Source organism: Pseudomonas sp. JUb52 (assembly GCF_004341115.1).
Taxonomy (GTDB): Bacteria; Pseudomonadota; Gammaproteobacteria; order Pseudomonadales; family Pseudomonadaceae; genus Chryseomonas; species Chryseomonas oryzihabitans.
Window position 1 is genome coordinate 42,558 of record NZ_SLYS01000003.1, and the last position, 20,852, is coordinate 63,409.

Genomic DNA, 20,852 nt, shown 5'->3' on the forward strand with positions numbered 1-20,852 from the left:
CGCGGCGGAGAAAAGTGCAGAGACGCCGCCCGCGCGAGGCAGGTGGCGACGCCGCGCGACGCCCTCCGCATCGCCGAGATGAACGCAAGCGTGGCCGGTCTCCGGGCTGGTGAGCCGATGCCCTGGGCATCCGCTGCGCCCCTTCCCGGCTAGGCCAGTGGGTGTCGCGCAGCTACTACTCAACTACCGTTGCGGGGGCAGCGCCGGCTCGACCGGCTTCCCTGTTTCACCCCGGCTCAAGCGGGGCACCACGTGCAAGGGCGCAGGGTACGGACTACCCGGGAGAGCGTCAATCGATCGCACCGCCCGAACTCGGCACCGGATGACCGGGTCCACCCTAGGCACCCCACGCCAGGAGATACCCGATGACCGATTCCACCCTCGCCGCCTGCATCAAGGCCTGCCTCGACTGCGCTGCTGCCTGTGAAACCTGTGCCAGCGCCTGCCTCGGCGAAGACCATATCGACATGATGCGCGACTGCATCCGCCTGGATCGCGATTGCGCTGACGCCTGCCGCCTGGCCGCCACCTTCATGCAGCGCAACAGCGACCGCATCGCCGAAGCCTGCGCCCTGTGCCTGGCCACCTGCCGCGCTTGCGCCGCCGAATGCGGCAAGCACAAGGCCGATCACTGCCAGGCCTGCGCCCGGGCTTGCGAAGCCTGTGCCGATGCCTGCGCGTCCATGGCCGCCTGAGATTTCTACCGGCAAAGGCAGTGACTGAGCGCCGGCTGTCATGCTGCGCGCTCTGGTCGCAGCCGAATCCCGCACACGGCGCCGCCGCCGGGGCGTTCGGCATTGGCATTACCGGTCGACGCCAGGGATAATGCCCGCCCTTTCATCGATATCCAGGCCTTCGCCATGACCGATACCAACCAAGATCCCCGTTTGAGCCGCATGAAGCGTCGCCTGCGCAAGAAGCAATACCTGGGCGAATTCCAGGAACTGGCCTTTGAAATCAAGGTGAGCTTCAAGAACGAACTCAGCGAAGACGATCTGGACACCTTCCTGGGCGACTTCATCGACTACGTCGAAGAGCGCAAGCTCGACTACATCGGCGGTTTCGACAACGCCTGGGTCGAAGGCACCATCATGGCCAACAAGCGCTACACCTCGCCCACCGCGGAAGACCGTACCGCGCTGCTGGACTGGCTCAAGGCCCGCGCCGAAGTCGGCGAAGCCAATGCGTCCGAGTTGCATGACGCCTGGCACCACGACGGCGAAGTCTAACTAGCCTAGCCGGATAGCTTGGCGTCCGTTGCGGTCGTAAAGGGGAATCCGTTGGAAACCAGGTCCTCATGACGACCCTCCTGCAAATCTCCGATACCCACTTCGGCACCGAGCAACCCGCTGTGGTCGCGGCCCTGGAAGCCCATGTCCGCGAACACGGCGCCGATGTCCTCATCCTTTCCGGGGATATCACTCAGCGTGCACGGCGCGAGCAATTCGCCGCCGCCAAGACCTTCGTCGAACGCCTGGAAAGCCATGGCATTCCGCGAACCCTGGTGATCCCGGGCAATCACGACCTGCCGCTGTACAATGTCTTCGCTCGTTTCCTGACGCCCTATGGCAACTATCGCCGCCATTTCGGCCAGGACCTGGAGCCCAGTTTCGAGAACGACGAGCTTCTGCTGGTCGGACTCAACACCACCGCCCCGCAACGTCACAAGGATGGCGCGGTGAGCACCGAGCAGATCGAGCGCGTCGCCGAACGCCTGCGCCGCGCCGGCCCGGGCAAGTTGCGCATCGTCATCGCCCACCAGCCCTTCGGCGCCCTCGAACTCAGCGACCTGAGCAATCTGCAGCACAATGCCGATCATGCCCTGGCCACCTGGGCCGATGCCGGCCTGGATCTGGTGATGGGTGGCCATATCCACCTGCCCTATGTGCTGCCGCTGAGTCGCCAGTACCCTACCCTGCCCCGCGAGGTCTGGATCGTGCAGGCCGGCACCGCCCTCTCGTCGCGCGTGCGCGGCACCTCACCCAACTCCTTCAACCGCCTGCTGGTTGGCGAAGGGGCGGAAAAGACCGTGGACGTGGAACGCTGGGACTTCCAGGGCGATCGTTTCGTCGTCGGCGAGCGTCACGAACTGCGCTGGCAGGCCGCTCAGGACGCCTTGGCGGAAGGCTGAAGCGTCCAACCGGGGCGCCGATGCGCGCTCCCGCGCACTTCCAGCAATGGAAATTGATTCAAGCTGTTGAAACGGCTAGCAGGCCGCAGGCGCCGCGTAGTCTTAGGATTTTCGGCAAGAGTGGCCTCCCATGGAATCGCTGACCCAATCGCTGCTTGGCTTTATCGAAACCCACCAGGCCTGGGCACCGCTGCTCGTCGGCCTGCTCGCCTTTGGCGAGTCTCTGGTGCTGCTGGGCGTCTTCATTCCGGCCACAGCGCTGCTGCTGGTGGTCGGCGGCCTGGCCGGCTCCGGGGTGCTCTCGCCGGTGCCGCTGGTGCTGGCCGCCATCGTCGGTGCCATCCTCGGCGACATCTGCTCCTATATCATCGGCCGCTGGCTCGGTCCCAGCATCGTCCACCGCCCGCCCTTTCGCCGCTATCGCAAGCAGGTGGCCAGGACCCGATTGTTCTTTCGCCGCTATGGCTTCTTCGCGGTATTTGGCGGGCGCTTCCTGACCATGATCCGCAACACCGTGCCCCTGGTGGCCGGAATGATGGCCATGAACCAGCTGCGCTTCCAGTCGGCCAACATCTTGTCCGCCATCGTCTGGGCGCCACTCATGATGGGCCCGGGTTATCTGGCAGCCAAGGGTGCCAACCACTTCAGCTTCGCCGGCAACGAGTCGCTGTGGATCGGCGTGGCGGTGGTCGCCGTGCTGGGCGCCGGCGCCGCGCTGCTCTTCAAGCAGCGGCTGAAACGCGCCTAGCGGCGGGCGGCCAGCGCCTCGCGCAGACGCTGGCGATTCAGCGGTACCTCGCGCAGGCGCAGACCGCTCGCCGCCGCCACGGCATTGGCGATGGCCGCGGGGATGGCGGCGGTGGTGGCCTCCCCGGCCCCCACCGCCGGCTCTTCCGGCCGATCGATCAGCTCCAGTTCCAGCTCGGGCAATTCGTTGAAGGTCAGCGGCGGATAGGCGCCCCACTCCAGGCTAGTGACCCCCAGGTGATCGAAGTGCACCGCCTGCTTGAGGGTCCGGGCGATGCCCTGTACCACGCAGCCTTCCAGCTGATTGCGCAGGCCATCCGGATTGACGATCAGACCGCAGTCGTGGGCCACCACCACCCGGGTGACCCGGATACCCGTGGCCTCGCTCACCGCTACCTCGACCACCGCGGCCACATAGGCGTTCTCGTTTTCGTAGCGCAGGAAGGCCAGGCCTTGCCCTTTCGCCAGGGCGCCGTCCCAGGCCTTTTCCTGCCTGGCCGGAGGTTGCCAATCGGCCTTGGCGGTGGCGGCCTGCAGCACCGCCCGCGCGCGAGGGTCCTGCAGATAGCGTAGGCGGAATTCCAGCGGGTCGACCCCGGCCGCCAGGGCTAGCTCGTCCATAAAGGACTCGTTGGCGAAGGTATTGCCGACCGCCCCTAGAGCACGCAGAGCCGAGGGTCGCAGCGGCGAATCCCCGGCTTCCAGCCAATGGGTCGCCACCTGGACATTGAGCAGGTCATAGTCCAGCGGCGCGTTGCGATTGCCGCCGCCCTTGCCGCCCTTGAGCGGCAGGTTATAGGCCAGCTGTCCGGCGAGCAGTGCCGCTTTGCCGGTCAGGCCGTTGGGCCGGGTGAGATGGGTGGGCGTCCAGTTGGCGAAGCGCCAGGCCAGCAGATCGCCGGCCGCGCTCAGTCCCCCTGCCAGGCGCATCAGCATGGCCGGTCCCTTGGGATTCCAGCCGTGTTCGTCGGCGCGACTCCATTGCACCCGCACCGGACGGCCGCACAGCTTGGACAGCAGCGCCGCATCGGCTGCCGCGTCATCGGCGCCGTTATGGCCATAGCAGCCGGAGGCCTGCTGATAGATGACATGGATGCTGTCTTCCGGCAGCGCCAGCAGATCCGCCAGCGCTGCCCTCAGCTGATAGACACCTTGGGTGCCGCTCCAGATCGTGGCCCCCTCGGCCCCCACATCCGCGACCGCGCAGGAGGGACCGATGGAGTCGTGATTCTGATAGGGCCAGCGATACTCGGCGTCCAGGCGCTGGGCGGCGTTCGCCAGCTCCCCCGCGACATCGCCGGTCTCCTGCTGGATGTCGGCCGGTCCGGCCTTGGCTTCCAGCCGGGCATAGAGTTCGCCCGGCAACGGCAGGTCGGGTACCAGGCTCCAGTCCACCCGCAGCGCCGCCGCGCCCTGCCGCGCCAGCCAGGGCTGCTCGGCCACTACCGCGACAAAGGCGCCTTCGTACACCAGCTGAGCGCCAGGCGGCAGTGCGCTGGCATCGATACCGCGAAGGCTCACCCCTGCCAACCGCGCCGAGCCGATGCAGGGCGGCCGCACTACGCAACCGTGCAGCATGCCGGGCAGGCGCAGGTCGTGGACGTAATCGAAGCTGCCGAACAGCTTGGCGGGAATGTCCTCGCGCGGCACCGAGGTACCGACCAGGCGGTAGTCCTTGACGGCGCGGGTACGCACGGCCTGATTGACCAGCCGTCCCAGCGGCCGTCCGCCCACCAGCTCGCCATAGGAAACATAGCGCCCGGTGGGATCGCCGCGATAGACCACGCGGCCATCCACCGTGTCCACCACCGCCAGGTCCAGCCCCAGGCGTCGCGATCCTTCCAGAAACAGGAATTGCCGCGCGCTGGCGGCGGCCTTGCGCAACTGGGCGCCCCCCACCTGCAAGCTCTTGCTGCCGGCGGTGATGCCCTGGTCGGGCGTCAGCCGGGTATCGCCCTGGATCAGCCGGGTGGCGGCAAAGGCCACGCAGAGCTCCTCGGCCACGATCTGTCGCAGCGCCGTGCTAACCCCGGTACCCAGTTCCACCTTGCCGCTGTAGACGGTGACCTGGCCCTGGGCATCCACCGCCAGCCAGGCATCCAGTTGTCGCTGTTCGAGGGTCTTGGCCAAGCTCGCAGTGTCAGTGGGTGCAGGCAGCACCTGGGCAGCAACCGGTCGCTGCAGGCTAAACCCCAGCAGCAGTGCCGCGCTGCCGCCGAGAAAGGTGCGGCGGGACAGCGTCATGCCGAGGCCTTCCCGTCGCGCAAGAGCACCGCCGCCCGCCTGACCGCGCGCAGGATGCGATAGTGGGTCCCGCAGCCACAGAAATTGGCTGCCAGCGCCTGGCGGATCTGCGCATCGCTGGGATCGGGCACGCGTTCGAGCAGCGCCCGGGCGGTCATCACCATCCCGGGGATGCAATAGCCGCACTGCGCCGCCTGCTCCTCGATGAAGGCCCGTTGCAGCGCGTGCGGCGCCGCTGGCGTACCCAAGCCCTCCAGGGTCAGCAGATCCCGACCGGCAAAGGACGCTGCCGGCAGCAGACAGGCACGCACCGGCTTGCCATCCGCCAGCACCGTACAGGCGCCACACTCGCCCAGGCCACAGCCGAATTTCGGCCCCTTGAGGCCCAGCTCGTCGCGCAGAGCGTCCAGCAGAGGCATGCGTGGATCGACGTCGAGTTGTCGCGACTCGCCATTGACCTTGAGTTCGAGGACCGCCACCGCTAGTGCTCCCGTTCGCGCGCCGCCGCCACGTCTTCGGGACGAATATCGGCGGCGTGGCCGCCAAAGCGGCGGCCGATGTAGGTAGCCAGATCGGCCAGTTGCTGATCGCTGAGCAACTCCCGATAGGCTGGCATGAAGGCGTGCTCGGTGCGTCCCTGGCGGTCGAGCCCGTCGAGCAGTACGCGTACCAGGTTGGTCCCTGCCGGGTCGCGCACCGCCGAATAGTTGCTGAAAGAGCGCGGATAGGGACCGGCCGGCCCCCGGTCGTCCGGCGCATGACAGCTGGCGCAGGCGGATTGCAGCAAGGCCGCACTTTCCGCCTCGGCGGCAGTGAGCGGCCCGGTTTCACCGGGCGGCTGCACCTCGGCACGCGCCGGAACCGCTCCGGGCTGCGCTGGTAGGGTCCGCAGATAGGCGATCAGGGCACCGAGATCCGCATCGTTCAGATGGCGTGTACCGCCACTCACCACCTCGGCCATGGGGCCCGCCGCCACAGCCTCGCCGCGCTGATGGCCTTCGCGCAGATAGCTGGCGAGCTTGGCATCGCTCCAGCCGCCGAGGCCGCGCGGGTCCTCGGCGAGATTCCAGGCGGTCCAGCCCTGCTGGGTCGCCCCGGCATAGGCCCGCCCGCTGTCGAGACCCTGGCTCCAGGTCCGCGGCGTATGGCATTCCTGGCAATGCCCCACCGCCTCCGCCAGGTAGGCGCCCCGTGCTACCTGTGCCTCGGCCGCCACCGGTAACGGACCCGGCGTGAAGTTGAGCCACTTCCAGCCGCGGATCAGCGCGCGCTGATCGAAGGGAAAGCGCAGGGCATTGGCTGGCGGCGCATAGGGCACCGGTCGCTGGATCTGCAGATAGGCGAAGATCGCCGCGACGTCCTCGTCGCTCAACCGAGTAAAGGCCGTATAGGGAAAGGCGGGGTAGAGCTGCTCACCCTCTCGCCCCAGCCCGTCGTGCAAGGCCCGGCGAAACTCGTCCGCCGTCCAGTTACCCAACCCGTGCTCGCGATCCGGGGTGATATTGCTCGAGTAGAGACGGCCAAAAGGCGTCTCGAAAGCGACACCTCCGGCGAAGGGCGCACCATCGGGACGGGTATGACAGCCCTGGCAGTTGCCCAGGCGGGTCAGGTATTCGCCCTGCGTCAGGGTCGCCTCATCGGCGCGCACCAGCGCGGCCTTGGACAGGAGCAGCATCCCCGCCAGCAGGGGCAGGGCCAGGGATCTCATCAGCTCTCCTCTTGAGGTCGAACCGGACAGGCGGATTCCGCCGTGGCGTTGCCGTCATCCTAATCGCAGCGGCACGCGCCCGTGGCGTTCGCCCCTGGAGGTGAGATGCAGACGACAGTTTCGGCCCGCGCGTCAACAGCGGCCTTTACATTCCCGCTCCACTCCGGCTGCGCTCTGGCGCGAGTTACTGAATCGCCAACAACCCCCGATTCTGATTACCCGCACTCAGGACAGGAAGGAAGACTTTTCACCTACAAACGCTATAGGGGTGGTATTACTCAGCGCTTGGGCACGAAGCCATCGGGCTTGGCCGCCAGCCAGTCGACGAACTGGCGAATGCGCGCATCGCTGAGCAGCAGCTCGCGGCTGTTGTATTCCAGCGCCAGGGTCTTTTCGTCGAAGGTCTGGTGGATATGGTTGTGGCAGGGTCGGCAGACCCAGAGGGTGGCGGTGATCCGGCTGACGCGGTCGAATCTCTTGCGCACGTAGGCCTTGTCGTGCAACGAGCGAGGGATCAGGTGATGGCGGGTGAGCGGCGCCGCCCGACCGCACAGCTCGCAACGAGCCGGCTGGGGCGGCAGACGTATCGCCTGAGGCATGATGGGCTCCGCACGGGCTGGATGCCTATTCGAGCGGCCCGGGCGGAACGGGGTTCAATAGCCGCCGGCGAGACTCGGCGTGACCAGCACGCGCTTGGCCTGCAGGTAGCTGTTTTGCCAATAGGGCTTGGCCAGGCTGTCCAGACGCACCGTACCGCCGGTGCGCGGCGCATGCACGAAGCGCCCTTCCCCGACGTAGATGCCGGCATGGCTGACCTGACGACCACCGGCGGTGGCGAAGAAGATCAGGTCACCGGGCTGCAGGGCATTGCGCGCCACGTTGGGCGAGCCGAGGGTGATCATCTCGCGGGTCGAACGCGGCAGGGTCACCCCGGCCGCATCGCGATAGACATAACCGATCAGACCGCTGCAGTCGAAACCACCCGCCGGGGTATTGCCGCCGTAGCGATAGGGGGTGCCGACCAGGCCGATGGCCCGAAACAGCACATCGTTGGCGGCCTGGGCCTGGCTTTCCAACATGGGACGGGAAACGACTGGGGCGACCGGTGCGGGTGCCTGGGGCGGCCTGCCGGCACAGGCGGCCAGCAGCACGAAGGCGCAATACAATCCGAGGCGAGCCGCATGCGGCATTGGAGACATCCTTAGTTATCCATCGATCACCGTCGGCCTGCCACGCAGCCTCGACGGGTCCTCGAAGCGCACCGGCGAAGTTCGCGGCGATACGCCTCAGCGCAATACGCGCTTGCCTTCCAGGAAACTCACCTTCCAGTACTGGTCGTCCAGGCTGTCCACCCGCACCCCGCCGCTGCGGCGACTGGAGGAATGGATGAACTTGCCCTCGCCCATGTAGATACCGGTGTGACTGACCCGGCCACGGCCGTTGCTATTGAACAGCAACAGATCGCCAGGTTCCAGATCGTTCTTGCTGACTACCGGTACTTCGAGATCGATGATCTCGCGGGTGGAGCGCGGCAGGGTCATGCCAGCCCGCTCGCGAAAGACGTAATTGACGAAACCGCTGCAATCGAAACCGGCCAGGGTGCTGCCGCCACGGCGATAGGGTGTGCCCACCAGCTGGGTAGCGCGGTTAAGGATCTGGTCCGCCAGATTCGGCAGCGCCTGGCGCGGACCCACCTCGCGATCCCAATCCAGTTGATGCGGCGACTGGGTATGGGGGAAGACCGGACGTTGCTGAGCGCTCTCGGTCTCCACCGCGGCGGAACCGTTGCCAGCACCGCCCAGGCCATGCAGCGAAGCGGTCTGGAAGGTCCGGGAGGTAGGGGACTGAGCAGGGGCAACAGCAGTGTCGGGACTTTGCGGCGCACTCGCACAGGCGGCGAGCAAACAGACAAAAGACAGGGGCACGAGGGGTGCGAAGCGTTTCCTTGGCATGGGCACGACCGTGTCGTTTTCTCAAAGTTTCGACACCTTGCCGACCTGGATCACAGATGGCAAGTTTTTTTAGCCTTCGATGTGACTCAAAAGCCGAGGAAGGACGTCTACGGCCCTTTTTTTGATCTGAACGGTCGCCAGGCCACTCAGCGACGAGCGGTCCGGATTGATTTCGATGAGGTCACCTCCCTGAGCCAGGGTGCGACCGATCGGCGCCTGGATATAGCCGAAAGCGGCGGTGGTGCCGACGGCGATCACCAGGTCGAAGCCCTCCTCCACCGCCCCCTGCAGACGTTGCAGCTCAATGGCCGGCAGGGCTTCCTCGAACAGCACCACCGGTGGCCGCAGAATGCCGCCGCACGCGGGACAACGCGGCGGCAGCGGACCGGCCAGATGATCTTGAGCATCCGCGACAGTCTGCGCGCAATTCATGCAGGCGAGCGGCTCCAGTTGCCCATGGATCTCGATCAGCCGCTCTGGCGGAAAGCCCGCCTGCCGATGAAAGCCGTCGATGTTCTGCGTCAGCACCCAGCTGCCGGGGTGACTGACGCCGAAGTCGGTAATCGCCTGGTGCGCCGCATTGGGCCTGGCCGCGGCGCAGGCCCGGCCGAGTTGCGCCAGGTAGCGCCAGCAGAGCGCCGGACGCTGCCGGAGCATGCTGCCCGAGAGAGCGGCCTCGATGGGGATGCCCTCTTCGGTGAGGCCGTTGTACAGCCCGCCCAGGCCGCGATAGGTCGGCAGTCCGGAATCGGCGGACAGCCCCGCCCCGGTGATGAACAGCACCCGCCCGGCCCGCTGCAGCAGGCCTTGGGCACGTGCCAGGGCGTCGGTCAATGATTCACCGTCAGGGCCAGCATCACCGACAGTTGGCAGAGCGGGCGGCCGCTCTGTTCCTGCCAGAGGTTGAAGGCCTCCTGCATCTTCTGCCGATCGCGCTTGGCGGTGGGCGCCTTGTCGAGGATGTTCTGCGCCTTGAGCGCCGTCACCACGTCGTCGGTCGCCAGAAAGGTGTCCTTGCCGGCCATGCGCAGGAAGCGCTGCGCCGACAGGCCACCCAGCTGATTGCCGCGCTTGGTCAGCAGCTCCCACAGCCCGACGATGTCCTGCGTCGGCCATTCGGCCAGCAACTGGCCGAAGCTGCCGTGGCTGCGCTGGAAGTCGAGCACCATCTGGGCGTTGATCGGCACGCTGCGCAACTTGCCCAGATGGCGGATCAGACGGGCGTCCTGCATCAGCCGCTCCAGACGCTCGCCGCCCATGAGCACCACCTTCTCCGGATCGAAGCCGAAGAAGACCTCCTCGAAGGCCGGCCACTTGGCGTCCACCAGGCTGTGCTTGAGTCCGGCGCGAAAGATGCGCCGGGTCAGCAGCGATAGATAGCGGTCATCGCCCACGGACGCCAGGGTGGCGGCGCCCACCGGTTGCGGCAGCCGCGCCTCCAGTGCGGCGGCCGAACCGCAGCGATTCAGGGCGTATTCGAGCAGCCAGGCGTAATCTCGCATCAGAGATTCATTACCTGGACGAAGCGCGGCGTGGCGCTGTCATCGATCTTGAGACTGGCGAAGTCGAACAGCTCGCGATCGGCCAGCTGCGAGGGCACCACGTTCTGCAGGGCGCGGAACATGATCTCGGTGCGTCCCGGCGTCTTGCGCTCCCACTCCAGCAGCATCTCCTTGACCACCTTGCGCTGCAGATTTTCCTGAGAGCCGCAGAGGTTGCAGGGAATGATGGGGAATTCGCGCAGGACCGCGTAAGCCTCGATGTCCTTCTCGTTGCAATAGGCCAGCGGGCGGATCACCACGTTGCGCCCGTCGTCGGCGCGCAGCTTGGGTGGCATGGCCTTGAGCGTGCCGCCATGGAACAAATTGAGGAAGAAGGTTTCTACCATGTCGTCGCGATGATGGCCGAGCGCCATCTTCGTCGCGCCGATCTCGTCGGCGAAGGTGTAGAGGATGCCCCGCCGCAGGCGCGAGCACAGCGAACAGGTGGTCTTGCCCTCGGGAATCTTTTCCTTCACTACGGAATAGGTATCACGTTCCAGAATGTGGTACTCGACTCCCAGTTCCTTCAGGTACTGAGGTAAAACGTGTTCAGGAAAACCCGGCTGCTTCTGGTCGAGGTTGACCGCCACGATCTCGAAGCGAATCGGTGCGACCTTCTGCAGGTAGAGCAGCATGTCGAGCAGGGTGTAGCTGTCCTTGCCACCGGACAGGCAGACCATGACCTTGTCGCCGTCCTCGATCATGTTGTAGTCGGCGATGGCTTCGCCGGTAAGACGGCGCAGGCGTTTCTGCAGCTTGTTCTGGTTGACCGAAAGGGTGCCCATGGATGAATCCGCGAAAGGAAAAAACGAAAGGCCGGCATTTTACGCGCAAAGCGTCCGCCGCCCTACCCCGAACGTCAGTCCGGAGCGACCGGCAGCCATGAGCGAAGCCCAGGCGCTCATGACGGCGCTCCATCAGGAACTGCTCAGGGCCCAGTCCAGCCTGTCGGAATACGAGTTGCTGCAGGCCCTGCGCCGGGCAGGATCACCCCTGATCCCGCCGCGCCCGGTGACCGACAACTACGAACTCTTCCGCCTGCACTTCCGCGTCTTCAACGCCCTCTACCGGCTGCGCGATCAGCTGCGCGCCGAACAGCGCGCCGAACTGATCATCAGCGCCCTGCGCATCGAGCTGCGACCCTACCTGCGCGCCCGTTCCGGGCTGGTGGTGGCCGATCCGCTGCGCGCCTATTACCTCGATGTCACCCAGCTAGAGACCACCACCCCGGAAGACGTGGCCAACCTGCTCAATCACTTCTGGGCCCTGGTCAACGGTGAATCCGAATTGCTGGAGGCCCTGCGCCTGCTGGGGCTCGATCGCTCGGCGGATTATGGCCAGATCCGCCGCCGCTATCGCCAGCTCGCCAGCCGTCATCACCCCGATCACGGTGGCAGCACTGGCCGACTGCAGGCCATCAATGCCGCCATGGATACGCTGAGACGGCACTATGGCCACCAGCCGACCGCGGACGCTAGGGCGCAGGCACGGGCTTCGGCATAATCACCCGCCTCGCCAGAGGTTGCCTATGCCTGAACAACTCACAGACCGGGTCGAAGACTGCTATCGGCAGGCCGAGGCCTTCTTCAAACGCCGCTTTCCTCGCCCCGAGATCAGCCTGGCCCTGCGTGGCCAACGCGCCGGCGTCGCCCATCTCACCGAGAATCGGCTGAGATTTAACCGGCAGCTCTATCAGGAAAATCGCGCCCACTTCCTCGAGCAGACCGTGGCCCACGAGGTGGCGCACCTGGTGGCGCATCAGCTGTTCGGTGGCAGCATCCGACCCCATGGCGAGGAGTGGCAGCTGATCATGCGTGGGGTCTATGGCTTGCCGCCGGATCGCTGCCATACCTACGAATTGCCGCAACGGGCACGCACTCTGTACCTGTATCGCTGCAACTGCCCGGATGGTCGCTTCGAATTCACCGCCCAGCGTCATGCGCTGGTGCGCAAGGGCCGGCGCTATCTGTGCCGGCGCTGCCGCGGTCCCCTGGACTTCACCCAGGAAGTCATCCGCGGCTGACCCTGCCGGCTCCGATTCCGGTTCCGGCAGGCAGCGAAAGCACTCAGCCCTGGGCGAAGACTTCGTCGAAGAGGTTGCGCATCGCCAGGAAGGCGCGCTTGGCCACCACCGGGTGGTATTGCTGCTTACCCGGATTGTTGGCTTCGGGATCGGTGAAGGAATGCACCGCGCCGCCATAGCTCAGCAGTTGCCAGTCCACTTGGGCGGCATCCATCTCCTGGCGGAAGCCAGTAAGCTGCTCGTCCGGCACCAGCGGATCGGAGGCGCCGTGCAGCACCAGCACCGGGCCGGTGATACGGGCGGCATCGGCCGGGTTGGGCGTATCCAGATTGGCATGGAAGGTCACCACGGCGCTCAGCGCCGCGCCGTCACGGGCCAGTTCCAGCGCCGCGCAGCCGCCGAAGCAGAAGCCGATGGCGGCGATCTGATGGACATCCACCGCCGCCGTCTCGGCCTGGGCGACCAGGGCCGCATAGGCCGCCTGCATGCGCTGGCGCAGCAGCGCGCGATCGCCGCGAATCGGCGTCATGGCCGCCAGGGCCTCGTCGGCGTTTTGCGGACGCACATTGCGACCATAGAAATCCACCACCAGGTAGGCCAGACCGTCGGCCTCGGCCAGGCTCTTGGCCTGCTCGACGGCGCCATGGGATACCCCCATCCAGTTGGGCGCCAGGAGCACGCCCGGGCGGGTGGGATTACTACTGGTGGCATACACCAGCTGGCTCTCGAACGGCTCGCCATCGATTTCGTAGGCGACGGGTTTTACAGTTACATCGACCATGGGGTCCTCCAGAAGGTGGATAGAAAGAAGCCCGCCGAGGCGGGCTTCTCCATTGTTAAGCGGACAATTCCACCAGCAGTTTGTTTAACCGGCGGACATAGGCGGCGGGGTCCTTGAGGCTGTCGCCCGCGGCCAGCGCCGCCTGATCGAACAGGATGTGCGACAGATCGGCGAAGCGGTCCTCGTCGGGCTCGCCATCGAGTTTCTCGATCAGCGGGTGCTGCGGATTGATCTCGAAGATCGGCTTGGAATCGGGGGCCTTCTGGCCGCTGGCTTCCAGGATCCGGCGCATCTGCAAGCCGAGGTCCTGTTCGCCGATGGCCAGGATCGCCGGCGAATCGGTCAGGCGATGGGAAACGCGGACTTCGCTGACCTGGGCCTCCAGGGCCTGCTTGAGGCGCTCGACCAGGCCTTCCTTGGTCTTGGCGACCTCTTCCTGGGCCTGCTTGTCCTCTTCGCTGTCCAGCTTGCCGAGATCCAGATCGCCACGGGCGACGTCGACGAAATGCTTGCCATCGAATTCGGTGAGATAGCTCATCAGCCACTCGTCGATGCGATCGGTCAGCAGCAGCACCTCGACACCCTTCTTGCGGAAGACTTCCAGATGCGGGCTGTTCTTGATCTGCGCGTGGCTCTCGCCGGTCAAGTAGTAGATCTTGTCCTGACCATCCTTCATCCGGCCGATGTAGTCGGCCAGGGACACGTTCTGGGCATCGTCGCCGTTGTGGGTCGAGGCGAAGCGCAGCAGACCGGCGATCTTCTCGCGGTTGGCGAAGTCTTCCGCCGGACCTTCCTTGAGCACCTGACCGAAGTGGCCCCAGAACGACTGGTACTTCTCCGGCTCGCTCTTGGCCAGCTTCTCGAGCATGTCCAGCACGCGCTTGGTCAGCGCCGACTTCATGGAGTCGATCACCGGATCCTTCTGCAGGATCTCGCGGGAGACGTTGAGCGACAGGTCATTGGAATCCACCACACCCTTGATGAATCTCAGGTACAGCGGCAGGAACTGGTCGGCCTGGTCCATGATGAAGACGCGCTGCACATAGAGCTTGAGGCCCTTGGGTGCTTCGCGCTGATAGAGATCGAAGGGCGCACGGGCCGGCACGTACAGCAGCGAGGTGTATTCGAGCTTGCCCTCGACCTTGTTGTGGCTCCAGGTCAGGGGATTCTCGAAGTCATGGCCGACGTGCTTGTAGAACTCCTGGTAGTCCTCGTCCTTGAGTTCGGTACGCGGACGGGTCCAGAGCGCGCTGGCGCGGTTGACGGTCTCCCACTCGACTTCAGCCGGCTGCTCGTCCTCGCCACCCTGCTGCTCCTTGGGCAGCTCGATGGGCAGGCCGATGTGGTCGGAGTACTTCTTGACCACGTTGCGCAGGCGCCAGCCATCGGCGAACTCGATTTCCTCGGGCTTGAGGTGCAGCACGATGCGGGTACCGCGCTCGGGCTTGTCGATGGTCGCGACCTCGAACTCCCCTTCCCCCTTGGACGACCAGTGCACGCCCTCGGCGACGGGTTGGCCGGCGCGACGGGTGTAGACATCCACCTGGTCGGCAACGATGAAGGCCGAATAGAAGCCCACGCCGAATTGACCGATGAGGTTGGAATCCTTCTTCTGGTCGCCGCTGAGGTTCTTCAGGAAATCGGCGGTGCCGGACTTGGCGATGGTGCCGAGGTGAGCGATCACCTCTTCGCGGCTCATGCCAATGCCGTTGTCTTCGAGGGTGACCGTGCCGGCCTCCTTGTCGAAGCTCAGGCGAATCTTCAGCGTATCCCCGCCTTCGAGCAGCTCGGGCTCGGACAGGGCCTCGAATCTGAGCTTGTCGGCCGCGTCGGAGGCGTTGGAAATCAATTCGCGCAGGAAGATTTCCTTGTTGGAATACAGCGAGTGAATCATCAGGTGAAGCAGCTGCTTCACTTCGGTCTGGAAGCCTAGGGTTTCCTTTTGAGTCTCCACACTCATGCTACGAACTCCGCTATCGATAGGTACGCACCAGATGCCTGGCGATGTCGCGGAGATGGGGGCGCCCGGTGACATTTCAACCTTGGCGCGCTCGGTTCGCGATGCAGGTAGGAATTTGCGCGATGCTGGAGCTAGACGCGGAACTTAACTTTTAACGGTGCGCTCGAACGGCTGTCGTGTAGTTCATAAGGAGAAAACACATGAAAAAGCCCTTCGCCATCGCCCTGCTCTTCACTGCCGCCTTCGGCCTCGCCGCCTGTGACAAGCCTTCCGAAAACAAGGCTCAGGATGCTGCCAAGACCGAACAGAAAGCCCAGGAAAACCTGAACAAAGCCGCTGAGCAGAGCAACAAGGCTGCCGAGCAGCGCAACGAAGCTGCCAACGAAGCTGCCAAGGAGCAATCCAAAGGCGAAGCCACCTCGGTGAGCCCGGCTACCGGGACCGCCAACGGCAACGCGCCGGCTACCCAGCCCAAGCCGTAAGCCGATCGGATATGAAAAAAGCCCGCTGCTGCGGGCTTTTTTGTGGGTGGCTGATTCAGGAGCGCGAAGGATCCGGCTCGGCTTCACCCTCGGGCGCGCGCCCGCCACGTCTGAAATGTTCCAGGGCCAGGGCGGCAAGGCCCACCACCACGGCCGGCAACAGCCAGCCCAGACCCGAGTCGGCCAACGGTAGCCACTGCACGGCACCACTCAGATAGGGCACCGTCAGATGCGCGGCCTGCAGGCCATCGAGGATACCGAAGGCCAGGGCCACCAGCAGCACCGGGCCGAGGATGCGCCCGGGTGCCGCCCAGCGGGCGGTAAAGAAGCTCAGCACCACCAGGGCGATACAGGGTGGATAGATGGCGGTCAGAATCGGAACCGAGATCTGGATCAGCTGCGTCAGCCCCAGGTTGGACACCAGCAGCGAGAAGGCCGCCAGCAGAACCACCAGACTGCGATAGCTGAACGGCAGGAATTCGCTGAAGAATTCCGCGCAGGCGCAGGTCAAGCCCACCGCCGTGACCAGACAGGCCAGGGTGATCAGCACTGCCAGGAAGTCGCTGCCGACGCTACCGAAGGTATGCTGCACATAGGCATGCAGCACCTCGGCGCCATTGCTGGCATTCGGCACCAGCACCCCGCTGCCGGCGCCGAGCTGGAACAGACTCAGGTAGACCAGCACCAGCCCGACTCCAGCGATGAGGCCGGCGATGATGGTGTAGCGCGTCAGCAGCTGCGGCGCGGTTACGCCCCGAGCGCGAATGGCATTGACGATGACGATGCCGAACACCAGGGCGCCCAGGGTATCCATGGTCAGGTAGCCGTTGACGAAGCCCTGGGACAGTGCGCGCGAGGCATAGTCCGGCGCCGCCGTGACAGGGCCGCCGGCTGGCCAGAACAGCGCCGCTCCACCCAGTACGGCCAGCGCCAGGATCTTCAGCGGACCGAGAAAGCGTCCCACGGTGTCGAGCAGGCGTCCCGGATAGAGCGAGACCACCAGCACCACCAGGAAGTAGGCCAGGCTGTAGAGGAACAGCGGAACGGGCCCGTTGCCCAGCAGCGGCGCGACACCGACTTCGAAGGACACCGTAGCGGTCCGCGGCGTGGCGAACAGCGGTCCAACCGAGAGGTAGCAGACGATGGCCAGGGTGCGGGCAGCGGTCTGGCCGAGCGGCTTGCTCAGGGCGTCCATGCCGCCGCCGACCCGCGCCAGGGCGATCAGCGTCAGCACCGGCAGGCCGACTGCGGTCAGCAGGAAGCCCAGGGCAGCGCTCCAGACGTGCTCGCCCGCCTGCAGGCCGACGATCGGCGGAAAGATGATGTTGCCCGCGCCAACGAACAACGCGAACGTCATGAATCCAAGGGCCAGGACATCCCGGCTTTGCAAAGCTTTCATGGAAGGCAGTACCAGCAATGAGGAAAACGAGGCAGCCCGCCCTCATGGGAGCAGGTCTTGGCGGGGCCACGAGGTGGCCGTTGGAGCGGAAGGTTGCCATCCTAACGAATTACCGGCGAAAAGGCAGCCGGCAGCTGATGAGGCGTCGTGGCAGCGCCCATGAAAAAGGCCGCCCGGAGGCGGCCTTTTCTGCAGTCAGTCAGGCTCAGGCCTTCTTGACTTCCCAACCGGTCAGCTCGGCCAGGGCCTTGCCGATGTCGGCCAGGGAACGCACGGTCTTCACACCGGCGTCCTGCAGGGCAGCGAACTTCTCGTCTGCAGTGCCCTTGCCGCCGGAGATGATGGCGCCAGCGTGGCCCATGCGCTTGCCGGGCGGTGCGGTGACACCAGCGATGTAGGACACCACCGGCTTGGTGACGTTGGCCTTGATATAGGCCGCGGCTTCTTCTTCAGCGCTGCCGCCGATCTCGCCGATCATCACGATGGCTTCGGTCTTCGGATCTTCCTGGAACAGCTTCAGGATATCGATGAAGTTCGAGCCCGGGATGGGGTCGCCGCCGATGCCCACACAGGTGGACTGGCCGAAGCCGGCATCCGTGGTCTGCTTCACGGCTTCATAGGTCAAGGTGCCGGAACGCGACACGATACCGACCTTGCCCGGCAGGTGGATGTGACCGGGCATGATGCCGATCTTGCACTCGCCGGGGGTGATGACGCCAGGGCAGTTCGGGCCGATCAGGCGTACGCCCAGCTCGTCGCACTTCACCTTGGCATCCAGCATGTCGAGGGTGGGGATACCCTCGGTGATGCAGACGATCAGCTTGATGCCGCCGAAGGCCGCTTCCAGGATGGAGTCCTTGCAGAAGGGAGCCGGAACGTAGATCACCGAAGCATCGGCGCCGGTGGCTTCCACGGCTTCCTTGACGGTGTTGAACACCGGCAGGCCGAGGTGGGTGGAGCCGCCCTTGCCGGGGGTCACGCCGCCGACCATCTGGGTGCCGTAGGCGATGGCCTGTTCGGAGTGGAAGGTACCCTGGCTACCGGTGAAGCCCTGGCAGATGACCTTGGTGTCTTTGTTGATCAGGACGCTCATTACTTACCCTCCGCGGCCTTGACGACCTGCTGGGCAGCGTCGGTCAGGCTGGTTGCCGCGATGATGTTCAGGCCGCTTTCGGCCAGGACCTTGGCACCGAGTTCGGCGTTGTTGCCTTCCAGGCGAACCACGACCGGCACCTTCACGCCGACTTCCTTCACGGCACCGATGATGCCTTCGGCGATCATGTCGCAGCGCACGATGCCGCCGAAGATGTTCACCAGAACGGCCTTCACGTTGCTGTCGGACAGGATGATCTTGAACGCTTCGGTCACGCGCTCTTTGGTCGCGCCGCCGCCAACGTCCAGGAAGTTGGCCGGCTTGCCGCCGTGCAGGTTGACGATGTCCATGGTACCCATGGCCAGACCGGCACCGTTGACCATGCAGCCGATGCTGCCTTCCAGGGCCACGTAGTTCAGTTCCCACTTCTGCGCATGGGCTTCACGGGCGTCGTCCTGCGACGGGTCGTGGAAGGCGCGCAGCTTGGGCTGACGGTAGATGGCGTTGCTGTCGATGTTGATCTTGGCATCCAGGCAGTGCAGGTTGCCGTCCTTCTTGATCACCAGCGGGTTCACTTCCAGCAGGGCCAGGTCGTAGTCCTGGAACAGCTTGGCCAGACCGACGAAGATCTGGGTGAACTGCTTGATCTGGTCACCTTTCAGGCCCAGCTGGAAGGCCAGGTCGCGACCCTGGTAGGGCTGAGCGCCCACCAGCGGATCGATGGTGGCCTTGAGAATCTTTTCCGGAGTGTCGTGAGCGACCTTCTCGATGTCCACGCCACCTTCGGTGGACGCCATGAACACGATGCGGCGGCTGGAACGATCGACCACGGCGCCCAGATAGAGCTCCTTGTCGATGTCGGTGCAGGATTCGACCAGGATCTTGCTGACCGGCTGACCGTTGGCGTCGGTCTGGTAGGTCACCAGACGCTGGCCCAGCCACTTGGCGGCGAATTCCTTGGCTTCTTCCTTGCTCTTGACCAGCTTCACGCCACCGGCCTTACCACGGCCACCGGCATGTACCTGGGCCTTGACGACCCACTCGTCGCCGCCGATACGGCCGCAAGCCTCGTAGGCCTCCTGGGGGGTGTCGACAGCGTAGCCTTTGGAAACGGGCAGGCCGTATTCAGCGAACAGCTGCTTACCCTGATACTCGTGGAGATTCATGCTTGTCTACCGTCTTCGTTGGGTATTGCGCATTAGACGCTGTGCGTTATCCGTGCCGTCCTCCGGACGGTCGCGGGCACCGCGCCACCTGTGACCCCTGCCCTCGCAAGGGTCCGAGGCGCCTTCCTGCGGTGGAGCCTAGGGGCTCCACGGCGGTCGGCGACCCCGTGGTTCCGTAAATCTCTTACCGCTTCTTGCGATTCACTGCGTGGATCGCATGACCGTTCACTGCCAGGGCCGCTTCGTGCAGCGCCTCGGACAGCGTAGGGTGCGAGAACACCATCATGCCCAGGTCTTCGGCGCTGGTGCCGAATTCCATGGCGATGGCGCCTTGCTGCACCAGCTCCGCCGCGCTCGGGCCAACCACATGGACGCCCAGGACGCGATCGGTCTTGGCATCGGCCACGACCTTGACGAAGCCGGCGGTGTCGTTGGCCGCCAGGGCGCGACCGCTGACCGCGAAGGGGAAGGTGCCGACGTTGACTTCGACGCCTTCGGCCTTCAGGGCCTGTTCGGTCTTGCCGACCCACGCGATTTCCGGGTGGGTGTAGATCACCGAGGGCACCAGATCGTAGTTCATCTGGGCCTTGTGACCGGCGATGCGCTCGGCAACCATCACGCCCTCTTCCGAGGCCTTGTGGGCCAGCATCAGACCGCGAACGCAGTCACCGATGGCGAACACACCCGGCACGCTGGTGGCGCAATGGTCGTCGACGTAGATGTAGCCACGCTCGTCGCTTTCGACGCCGCTGTCGGAGGCCAGCAGATCGGTGGTGACCGGACGACGGCCCACGGCGACGATCAGACGATCGAAGGTGATCTGCTTTTCTTCACCGGCTTCGGTGTAGTGCACGGTGACCTCTTCGCCGTTGACCTGGGAACCGGTCACGCGCGCACCCATGCGGATGTTCAGACCCTGCTTGGAGAGGATCTTGTAGGCTTCCTTGGACACCTGCTCATCGGCGGCGACCAGGAACTTGTCCAGGGCTTCCAGCACGGTGACTTCGGCGCCCAGGCGGGCCCAGACCGAACCCAGTTCCAGACCGATGACGCCGGCACCGATCACGCCCAGACGCTTGGGCACGCTCTGGAATTCCAGGGCGCCGGTGGAATCGACGATGACCTTCTGGTCCACCGGAGCCGGCGGGATGTCGATGGGACGCGAGCCGGACGCCAGGATGACGTTCTCGGCCTCGACCACCTGGACGTTGCCGTCCAGACCGGTGACTTCGACCTTCTTGCCGGACAGCAACTTGCCGTTACCTTCCAGCAGGGTCACACCGTTCGCCTTGAACAGGGTGGCCACGCCGCCGGTGAGGTTCTTCACGATCTGGTCCTTGCGGCCGATCATGGTGGGCACGTCGATGGTGACGTTCGGCGCGTCGATGCCGTGGACCTTAAAGCCTTCGTGGGCCTCGTGGTACTTGTAGGAGCTGTCCAGCAGCGCCTTGGAGGGAATGCAACCCACGTTCAGGCAGGTGCCGCCCAGGGCAACCTTGCCTTCCTTGCCCTTGTAGCGCTCGACACAGGCCGTCTTCAGACCGAGCTGCGCGGCGCGGATGGCGGCCACGTAGCCACCAGGGCCGGCGCCGATCACCACTACGTCGAATTTGTCGCTCATACAC

Annotated in this window: 22 protein-coding genes and 1 riboswitch; of the genes, 7 read left to right on the top strand and 15 right to left on the bottom strand. The window is 65.1% G+C overall.

The genetic code is table 11. The features are described 5' to 3' along the window. Nucleotides 1-74: 74 nt before the first annotated feature. A riboswitch (cobalamin riboswitch) is annotated at nt 75-268 on the bottom strand. A gap of 97 nt (nt 269-365) precedes the next feature. The 4 genes from EC839_RS05855 (at nt 366) to EC839_RS05870 (ending at nt 2,879) form a co-directional block, all read left to right on the top strand. Continuing rightward, nucleotides 366-695 (top strand): four-helix bundle copper-binding protein, encoded by a 330-nt coding sequence (locus tag EC839_RS05855; protein WP_007159229.1) that lies wholly within the window; start codon nt 366-368, stop codon nt 693-695. Between the two features lie 165 nt (nt 696-860). Next, nucleotides 861-1,229, top strand: coding sequence for a YggL family protein (locus tag EC839_RS05860; RefSeq protein WP_007159230.1), 369 nt, complete (start codon nt 861-863; stop codon nt 1,227-1,229). Nucleotides 1,230-1,297: 68 nt separating this feature from the next. Further along, the gene (locus tag EC839_RS05865; RefSeq protein WP_007159231.1) at nt 1,298-2,131 is read left to right on the top strand and encodes a metallophosphoesterase; all 834 of its coding nucleotides are present in this window, start codon (nt 1,298-1,300) and stop codon (nt 2,129-2,131) included. Between the two features lie 130 nt (nt 2,132-2,261). Then, the gene (locus tag EC839_RS05870) at nt 2,262-2,879 is read left to right on the top strand and encodes a DedA family protein (RefSeq protein ID WP_007159232.1); all 618 of its coding nucleotides are present in this window, start codon (nt 2,262-2,264) and stop codon (nt 2,877-2,879) included. Here EC839_RS05870 and EC839_RS05875 read toward each other — a convergent pair. From EC839_RS05875 to ttcA, 9 genes are all read right to left on the bottom strand, one after another. Further along, on the bottom strand, nt 2,876-5,122 hold the full coding sequence (locus EC839_RS05875) for a molybdopterin cofactor-binding domain-containing protein (RefSeq protein WP_007159233.1): 2,247 nt from the start codon (nt 5,120-5,122) through the stop codon (nt 2,876-2,878). The genes EC839_RS05870 and EC839_RS05875 overlap by 4 nt on opposite strands. Then, complete coding sequence (locus tag EC839_RS05880) at nt 5,119-5,601, bottom strand: (2Fe-2S)-binding protein (protein ID WP_007159234.1); 483 nt, start codon at nt 5,599-5,601, stop codon at nt 5,119-5,121. The genes EC839_RS05875 and EC839_RS05880 overlap by 4 nt, the downstream gene beginning before the upstream one ends. Before the next feature lie 2 nt (nt 5,602-5,603). Next, the gene (locus EC839_RS05885) at nt 5,604-6,830 is read right to left on the bottom strand and encodes a cytochrome c (RefSeq protein WP_007159235.1); all 1,227 of its coding nucleotides are present in this window, start codon (nt 6,828-6,830) and stop codon (nt 5,604-5,606) included. 278 nt (nt 6,831-7,108) lie between these two features. Then, nucleotides 7,109-7,429: a hypothetical protein gene (locus tag EC839_RS05890; RefSeq protein ID WP_007159236.1), complete on the bottom strand. Its 321-nt coding sequence runs from the start codon at nt 7,427-7,429 to the stop codon at nt 7,109-7,111. A gap of 54 nt (nt 7,430-7,483) precedes the next feature. Next, nucleotides 7,484-8,020 (bottom strand): C40 family peptidase, encoded by a 537-nt coding sequence (locus tag EC839_RS05895; RefSeq protein ID WP_007159237.1) that lies wholly within the window; start codon nt 8,018-8,020, stop codon nt 7,484-7,486. 96 nt (nt 8,021-8,116) lie between these two features. After that, on the bottom strand, nt 8,117-8,755 hold the full coding sequence (locus EC839_RS05900) for an NlpC/P60 family protein (RefSeq protein ID WP_039975360.1): 639 nt from the start codon (nt 8,753-8,755) through the stop codon (nt 8,117-8,119). 96 nt (nt 8,756-8,851) lie between these two features. Continuing rightward, on the bottom strand, nt 8,852-9,616 hold the full coding sequence (locus tag EC839_RS05905) for an NAD-dependent protein deacylase (RefSeq protein ID WP_007159239.1): 765 nt from the start codon (nt 9,614-9,616) through the stop codon (nt 8,852-8,854). Then, the gene (locus tag EC839_RS05910) at nt 9,613-10,284 is read right to left on the bottom strand and encodes a DNA-3-methyladenine glycosylase I (RefSeq protein ID WP_007159240.1); all 672 of its coding nucleotides are present in this window, start codon (nt 10,282-10,284) and stop codon (nt 9,613-9,615) included. Before EC839_RS05910 ends, EC839_RS05905 begins: the two co-directional genes overlap by 4 nt. Beyond that, nucleotides 10,284-11,108: a tRNA 2-thiocytidine(32) synthetase TtcA gene (ttcA, locus tag EC839_RS05915; RefSeq protein ID WP_007159241.1), complete on the bottom strand. Its 825-nt coding sequence runs from the start codon at nt 11,106-11,108 to the stop codon at nt 10,284-10,286. Before ttcA ends, EC839_RS05910 begins: the two co-directional genes overlap by 1 nt. Before the next feature lie 97 nt (nt 11,109-11,205). Between ttcA and EC839_RS05920 the strand changes: the two genes are divergently transcribed. Further along, the gene (locus tag EC839_RS05920) at nt 11,206-11,826 is read left to right on the top strand and encodes a DNA-J related domain-containing protein (protein WP_007159242.1); all 621 of its coding nucleotides are present in this window, start codon (nt 11,206-11,208) and stop codon (nt 11,824-11,826) included. Then, nucleotides 11,774-12,346 carry a SprT family zinc-dependent metalloprotease gene (locus tag EC839_RS05925; RefSeq protein ID WP_256680970.1) on the top strand — a complete coding sequence of 191 codons (573 nt, stop codon included), beginning with the start codon at nt 11,774-11,776 and terminating at the stop codon, nt 12,344-12,346. The genes EC839_RS05920 and EC839_RS05925 overlap by 53 nt, the downstream gene beginning before the upstream one ends. A gap of 43 nt (nt 12,347-12,389) precedes the next feature. Here EC839_RS05925 and EC839_RS05930 read toward each other — a convergent pair whose 3' ends face one another. Both EC839_RS05930 and htpG read right to left on the bottom strand, forming a co-directional pair. Next, nucleotides 12,390-13,127, bottom strand: coding sequence for a dienelactone hydrolase family protein (locus tag EC839_RS05930; RefSeq protein ID WP_007159244.1), 738 nt, complete (start codon nt 13,125-13,127; stop codon nt 12,390-12,392). A gap of 55 nt (nt 13,128-13,182) precedes the next feature. Then, nucleotides 13,183-15,087 (bottom strand): molecular chaperone HtpG, encoded by a 1,905-nt coding sequence (gene htpG / locus EC839_RS05935; RefSeq protein WP_007159245.1) that lies wholly within the window; start codon nt 15,085-15,087, stop codon nt 13,183-13,185. 200 nt (nt 15,088-15,287) lie between these two features. Here htpG and EC839_RS05940 point away from each other — a divergent pair, with 200 nt between their 5' ends. Beyond that, nucleotides 15,288-15,569, top strand: coding sequence for a hypothetical protein (locus tag EC839_RS05940; protein ID WP_007159246.1), 282 nt, complete (start codon nt 15,288-15,290; stop codon nt 15,567-15,569). Between the two features lie 55 nt (nt 15,570-15,624). On the opposite strand, the gene brnQ is transcribed toward EC839_RS05940, so the two are convergent. From brnQ to lpdA, 4 genes are all read right to left on the bottom strand, one after another. Next, on the bottom strand, nt 15,625-16,968 hold the full coding sequence (gene brnQ / locus EC839_RS05945; protein WP_051119431.1) for a branched-chain amino acid transport system II carrier protein: 1,344 nt from the start codon (nt 16,966-16,968) through the stop codon (nt 15,625-15,627). A 205-nt stretch (nt 16,969-17,173) separates the two neighbouring features. Further along, nucleotides 17,174-18,061 carry a succinate--CoA ligase subunit alpha gene (gene sucD / locus EC839_RS05950; RefSeq protein ID WP_007159248.1) on the bottom strand — a complete coding sequence of 296 codons (888 nt, stop codon included), beginning with the start codon at nt 18,059-18,061 and terminating at the stop codon, nt 17,174-17,176. Continuing rightward, nucleotides 18,061-19,227, bottom strand: a complete 1,167-nt coding sequence (gene sucC, locus EC839_RS05955) for an ADP-forming succinate--CoA ligase subunit beta (RefSeq protein ID WP_007159249.1) — start codon at nt 19,225-19,227, stop codon at nt 18,061-18,063. The genes sucD and sucC overlap by 1 nt, the downstream gene beginning before the upstream one ends. A gap of 184 nt (nt 19,228-19,411) precedes the next feature. Beyond that, nucleotides 19,412-20,848: a dihydrolipoyl dehydrogenase gene (gene lpdA, locus EC839_RS05960; protein WP_007159250.1), complete on the bottom strand. Its 1,437-nt coding sequence runs from the start codon at nt 20,846-20,848 to the stop codon at nt 19,412-19,414. Nucleotides 20,849-20,852: the final 4 nt, after the last annotated feature.